The organism is Pelagicoccus mobilis, from assembly GCF_016595505.1.
GTDB lineage: Bacteria > Verrucomicrobiota > Verrucomicrobiia > Opitutales > Opitutaceae > Pelagicoccus > Pelagicoccus mobilis.
In genome coordinates, this window is sequence record NZ_JAENIL010000111.1 from 1 (window position 1) to 5,530 (window position 5,530).

A 5,530-nucleotide genomic window follows, 5' to 3' on the forward strand; every position below is an offset into this window, starting at 1 on the left:
CTTCGTACGTGCCGACGTGCCCCCCACCCTCCTAATCACAGGAGACCGAGAGCGGGAACTCCTCGGACGCTATGAAGAAAACGCCTATTTCTACCACATGATGAAAGTTGCAGGTCATTCAGATATCCAACTGTACGAACTTGACGGATACGGTCATGGCATGACCGAACCAGCCTTCCCCTTGCTACTCGAATTCGTATCCGAAAAATCTAAACAAGCACAGCAATAACCGACTCTTCACCTTCGAATCTCAAGAAGCTCGCTTATCGAGAAGCTGCCCCTTCTCCCGACGAAACTCGTTAGGTCCCATTCCCACTTCCTTGCTAAAAGTGGTGCTAAAGCTCGAAGCCGAGGAGAATCCACATTCTGCAGCGATCCACTTAATCGGGTGAGTCGATTGAAGGATCAAGCGCTTCGCCTGTCTCATTTTTAGATCCATCTGATATTGCTGGGGGGTGCTTCCAAAGGTTTCCGTAAACAACTCATGGAATCTCGACCGAGAATAGCCGGAGACTTGCGCCAACATCGGCAAAGTCACCCCTTCCATGAAATGAGCTTCGAGGTACTCCAAGGCCAACTTCATGGGGAGGGGAGTCGTATCGCGTTCCTCTCGATACGTGCTCTCTTCCACATGAAAGAACACTTCCCCGAGCACGCGATTTACTAGGGTACGTTGGTCATACCCAGGTAGTCCAAAGAGGTAGATGCTGCGCTCTGTAAAGCTCTTCGCATGCTCAACAGATTCGGACCATCGACAGAAGCGAGGTATTTCGATCCGTTCAACCCCGTCGCCTAATCTGATATTGCAAGCCAGACACACATATCCCGTTTCCGGATAAGCGCGATAGATGGTCTCATCGCCCGCCTGGTTCATTATCATCATCCCAGGATCCACCCGTACCGATCGATCCTCATGCAGTATCCACCCCCCGCCTTCCAGCATGACCTCCACGCGCACTACCCCAGCTGGAATCCCAATACAATAGGGCTGCCCTCCTCGTTCCATTTCAAACCGGAACAACTCTTCAATTCGGTAGTTTTCTATCGAGAATGCCATAGCGGACAAAATCGCTTCTAATCGGACTATTTAAAAACCAATCCCACTCGAACCCCTTCAAATATATTATAAACAGGCTACTTCTCCGCCCACACAGTTGTACGTTCAACCAACTCCCAGGAAAGAAGCAAAAATTTCATGAAGATCACGCAAACCCTCTTTGTTATGGTTACTCTAGCTACCTCCGTACTCGCAAAGGTCTCTCTAAATTCAGGCGAATCTACCGAATTAACCCTCAGCCTGGATTCTTCCGCGTTTGCCTTCTACGACCCCGAAAAAAGCGAGTGGAAAATTGAGCCCGGGGTGTTTACTCTCAACGTTGGTAGCTCGTCCTCGGACATTCGACTAAAGCTCCCGATAACCATAAACTAGATGAAGAGACATCACCCCATTTTACTAGTTTTCGCTCTTTGCCTTTTCACTTCAAACCCTCTCGTGGGCTCTCCTGTCACAGAATACGGACAACTTGAAGCCCGCGAGGGGAAAATCACTGCGGCAAAGGTCGACCATCCCGTACAAGTCAAGGGCCTCAGCCTCTTCTGGGGCAATAGCGGCTGGGGGCAAGAGAAACAGTGGACGGCCGAGAACGTCAGGCGCTTCGCTGACGACTGGGGCATCACGATCATCCGGGCCGCCATGGGCGTGGAGGATGGTGGAGGTTACCTCAATGTACAGGAGGACGGCTCATACCTGATCGACGTTTCAAACAAGGAGCGACTCATAACCGTCATCGACGCCGCCATCGTTGCAGGCATCTACGTCATTATTGACTGGCATTCCCACCACGCTGAAAAACACACGGAATCCGCGAAGTCCTTCTTCGACGAAATGGCCCAGAAGTACGGGCAACACGACAATGTCATCTTCGAGATTTATAACGAACCGCTCAACGATATCCCATGGCAAGACATCAAGGCCTACGCGGAAGAAGTAATCCCCGTCATTCGTAAGCACTCGGACAACTTAATCCTTGTCGGTACCCGCACCTGGTCCCAACGTGTAGACGAAGCGGCGGAAGACCCGATTTCACAGTATTCAAATATCGCCTACGTTCTACACTTCTACGTTGCCTCACATGGAGAAAGCGTCCGCGAACACGCTAAGAACGCCATTCAGAAAGGGCTACCCATCTTCGTGTCCGAATGGGGATTTTGGGGCGACTCCGACAATGCGCTCTACGTAAACGAAACCGGGATGTCGGGAAGCGATTGGCTAGACTGGTTAGATTCCCACCAAATCTCCTGGTGCGCTTGGGCCATCTCAGACAAAGACGAGCCCAGTAGCCTGCTTAAAGAAGACGGATCCCCCACCGTCTTCGGCGAGTTCGTTAAACAACGACTCAATCAGTAAGGGAAACTCAATCTACTCCACCAGTTCCGGCTTTTGATACGTCAAAGCATGGGAGAGACCATACCTCCAGCGCTCCAAGAGCTTTCCTTCTTTTCCAAAAACGAGGAGCTCAGTCATCTGAGCCTCTATCGTGTCTTCGTAATCAAAGGCTAGATCGGAATGGACGCGAATCGCCACTCCTTCTCCATCCGCCGAATCGCCATCGAAACGCAACGAATACGGAATCGTCCGACCCAACTCCTGGTTCATCAACAACACAGCAACCCGATCATCACCCTCAGTAGCAAACACCTTTAGCAGTTCCTCACTGTCCTCGCTACTCAAATACATGCCGTTCATGTGCTGACTCATCAGCTGCATATGATAATAGGTCGATCGCGGATAAAATTCACCGGGCAATCCGATGTAGCCGAAATCCGTCTTAACGGCATCCGTTTCATTGATACACCATTGGTTTACCAAGGTCGCACCGTGCTTCATTCCGTTTCCGAATACCTCCGCTATAAACTGCCCTGCCAGAAAAGAGGTATTTCCATACCCTGCGATCTCTCGGTCGGGATTCGCATAAGTCACATGTACCTCGGTCAGTCCCCAAAGCAATTTGTCCTCGCCCGTTCGGCCAAACTGCTCATCCGCCGCCGAGGCCATCTCCTTCAACGCGACCATATCACCTTCGATCTTATTTGGCCCGCCGAGGGTGACATCTTCACGCCCAAACTCAGTTCCGTTTGGATACGAGTGAAACGTAAGGCCATCCACAAGCCAAGCATCACCCACCTTCAATCCGCACACATCTAGCTCCCCGCCCACAAGGGATTGAAATTGCTCTCTCTGCATCCAAGCAGCATCATACACGAAGAGCGTTATCTCAGAGTTGACCTCCTTCATAGCGGTGCCAATCCGCACGATATAGGCGTGTACTTCTTCAAGTGTGAATTCCTCGTGCAAAAACGGTTCATTCCCGATCGACCAAAGCATGACATCCCTTCCGTCATTCTTCGAGTAACGCTCCACCAGAGCCTTCGCTTGAAATTCCGTGAATGTGCTCGGAACTTGCAGAATCGGCTCCGCCCCCGCCGCCTTGATACGGTCGATCATCTCATCAAGTTCGCGACTCTCCGGAAAAAGCTGCTGGTAGCCATTGCCCCCAATGCGGATCGTCTGCACACCGCTCTCGCCCACTTTATCCCAAAGTTCGTGCAAGTAACCAACCCGTCCTTCATCTCCATCAGCCATCCAATGATTCTGTCCTAAAAGAAACGGACTGATTTCTTGAGCCCTTCCAGCAACAGCCAGAAGGGCTATCAACAACATACAAGCAAAAGTGTTTTTCACGTTCATACAACTAGGGGCTGGATTTAGAGCCTGTTAGGCCTTTCCAGAAAAAGGTTCGGAATCCGAAGGCAACGCGTCCGAGAAATAAGGAGAAAGTATCATTACATTGGCGAACTAGACGAAGCGTTGAACCTAGTATGGGTCTCTCCAAACTCAAGCTGCACTAGAAAAAAGCCATACTCTTTCGTATTAGTATAGGGACTACTCATGCCGATTCGACGAACACCCAAAAGGCCTTATCGCAGATCCTAGATAGTCGATTTAGCCTGAAGGGAGTAAACGGTTGATGGCGTAGATATCCAAGTGCTACTCCATCGTATTTATCGGAATAGAATAATAGTTTTCCATGCATTCGCGATGCTCCACCTCTCCTTTTGCTTGGGTCAGGGTAGGTTCGTTGAACAGTATTCGGATTTTAGCGCCGACACACTTCCGGGGCGTCTGTATATCCCCGGCTACAATGGAACTGAAGAGGACCCGAGACCGCTCATTGTCGCATTGCATGGAGGCGGGGCAATCGGTTCCTACAACTGGAAAAACGTCTATGATTTCGACGAACTCTTCATCCTGGCAAGGGACCGAGACGCATTTATCTACGCCCCTCAAGCAGTGACAGCTCACTGGTGGGTCGAAGGACGGCATCAAGCGATTATAGATATGATCAAACAAGCGATCGAAACACATCACATCGATTCGACGCGCGTCTATTTGACTGGCTTCTCGATGGGAGGAGGTGGGACCTGGGATCTATTCAAAGCGTATCCAGAAACGTTTGCCGCAGCAATCCCTATTTGCGCGATCTCTCCCCGTAGCGGAAGTGACCTTTCGCAGCTTCATGGCAGACCCATTTGGGCATTTCATGCCCGCAACGACAGCATCGTTTCCTACTCGAACACCCGAACTCAAATAAATCGCATACTGGATTCCCAAAACCAGCCGCGTCCCGAATATTCGAATACAGGGAATTTCGAGTACACCAGTACCTCTAAACAGCTCAAGTACACGGAATACCCAGATGGGGATCATTTTATTTGGCCGCGTGTTTACAGCACTGACAAGGTGATCAATTGGATGTTTGAACAACAACTCCATTCCAGTGAGAACAAGTTCTCGATAACAAGCCTACGAGTCGATCATACAAAAAACGCGCTCTCCTTGAATCTCTCCATCAACTCCGAAGGAGGTTCAATCCTGAAGGAGAGCAGAGATCTGATCAACTGGCAGAATGTGGATGTCAATTTCGGCGACAGCAACGAGATCGTGCTAGAGCGTACGACGGTCCCAGTGTTTTTTCGAGTGACTCAATGATCTATTGACGAAACCATCACACACTAAAGCAACTGCGAGCCGACACGATACTCAACTCGAGTCGATCCACTGCTCCCCCTTGTATACTTCTGCTAAGTAAACAAGGCTCTTTTTAAGGGGCTAAAGTTGTGGCCTACGGTTCCTATCAAATTCCAACCTTGGATGACAGAAATTCGCTTCCACAACAGAAGCTGCTCAACAAGTGATTCGCAATTGGGCTATGGCCAAACATTGATCTTAATAAATAGCTGGTCGACCGCCCCACCGGTCTCGACCATCCATGTCTCCACGCCTACCTCGGTCGCCACTCTACGCGGTAGCATGTAATTCCAATCTCTCTCATTGAGTGTTCCAGATTTCTGGACATTGAACATCGGACCACGTTGTTTCGTGTCTAAGTCAAAACGTACTGAGAAGTCACTACCAGCTGGATCGATTTCTAGACCGCTAACGACAGAGGTGTAATCATAGTTCCCCCCC

At 50.1% G+C, this 5,530-nt stretch carries 6 protein-coding genes and 1 pseudogene; 4 read left to right on the top strand and 3 right to left on the bottom strand.

Annotation, left to right across the window (positions count from 1 at the left end; translation table 11 throughout):
* Positions 1 to 229 (top strand): annotated as a pseudogene (locus JIN87_RS27430) (alpha/beta hydrolase); the annotation flags it as partial.
* A gap of 21 nt (positions 230 to 250) precedes the next feature.
* On the opposite strand, the gene JIN87_RS27435 reads toward JIN87_RS27430, so the two are convergent.
* A complete protein-coding gene (locus JIN87_RS27435) occupies positions 251 to 1,057 on the bottom strand; it encodes a helix-turn-helix transcriptional regulator (protein ID WP_200359841.1) in 807 nt (268 codons plus the stop codon).
* A gap of 165 nt (positions 1,058 to 1,222) precedes the next feature.
* Between JIN87_RS27435 and JIN87_RS29130 the strand changes: the two genes are divergently transcribed.
* Both JIN87_RS29130 and JIN87_RS27445 read left to right on the top strand, forming a co-directional pair.
* Positions 1,223 to 1,429 (top strand): fibronectin type III-like domain-contianing protein, encoded by a 207-nt coding sequence (locus tag JIN87_RS29130; RefSeq protein WP_425606477.1) that lies wholly within the window; start codon positions 1,223 to 1,225, stop codon positions 1,427 to 1,429.
* Positions 1,430 to 2,407, top strand: coding sequence for a glycoside hydrolase family 5 protein (locus JIN87_RS27445; RefSeq protein ID WP_200359845.1), 978 nt, complete (start codon positions 1,430 to 1,432; stop codon positions 2,405 to 2,407).
* A gap of 12 nt (positions 2,408 to 2,419) precedes the next feature.
* Here the strand turns inward: JIN87_RS27445 and JIN87_RS27450 are convergent, their stop codons facing one another.
* Positions 2,420 to 3,748: a hypothetical protein gene (locus JIN87_RS27450; protein ID WP_200359847.1), complete on the bottom strand. Its 1,329-nt coding sequence runs from the start codon at positions 3,746 to 3,748 to the stop codon at positions 2,420 to 2,422.
* A gap of 351 nt (positions 3,749 to 4,099) precedes the next feature.
* On the opposite strand from JIN87_RS27450, the gene JIN87_RS27455 reads away from it, so the two are divergent.
* Positions 4,100 to 5,050: a carboxylesterase family protein gene (locus tag JIN87_RS27455; RefSeq protein WP_200359849.1), complete on the top strand. Its 951-nt coding sequence runs from the start codon at positions 4,100 to 4,102 to the stop codon at positions 5,048 to 5,050.
* A gap of 218 nt (positions 5,051 to 5,268) precedes the next feature.
* Here JIN87_RS27455 and JIN87_RS27460 read toward each other — a convergent pair.
* On the bottom strand, positions 5,269 to 5,530 hold a 262-nt coding region (locus tag JIN87_RS27460), incomplete at its 5' end, for a hypothetical protein (protein ID WP_200359851.1).

Bases quoted from the DNA above. Each gene is read 5' to 3' on its own strand.
- JIN87_RS27450 (WP_200359847.1), bottom strand. From the start codon at position 3,748: ATGAACGTGAAAAACACTTTTGCTTGTATGTTGTTGATAGCCCTTCTG.
- JIN87_RS27435 (WP_200359841.1), bottom strand. From the start codon at position 1,057: ATGGCATTCTCGATAGAAAACTACCGAATTGAAGAGTTGTTCCGGTTT.
- JIN87_RS27445 (WP_200359845.1), top strand. From the start codon at position 1,430: ATGAAGAGACATCACCCCATTTTACTAGTTTTCGCTCTTTGCCTTTTC.
- JIN87_RS27455 (WP_200359849.1), top strand. From the start codon at position 4,100: ATGCTCCACCTCTCCTTTTGCTTGGGTCAGGGTAGGTTCGTTGAACAG.
- JIN87_RS29130 (WP_425606477.1), top strand. From the start codon at position 1,223: ATGGTTACTCTAGCTACCTCCGTACTCGCAAAGGTCTCTCTAAATTCA.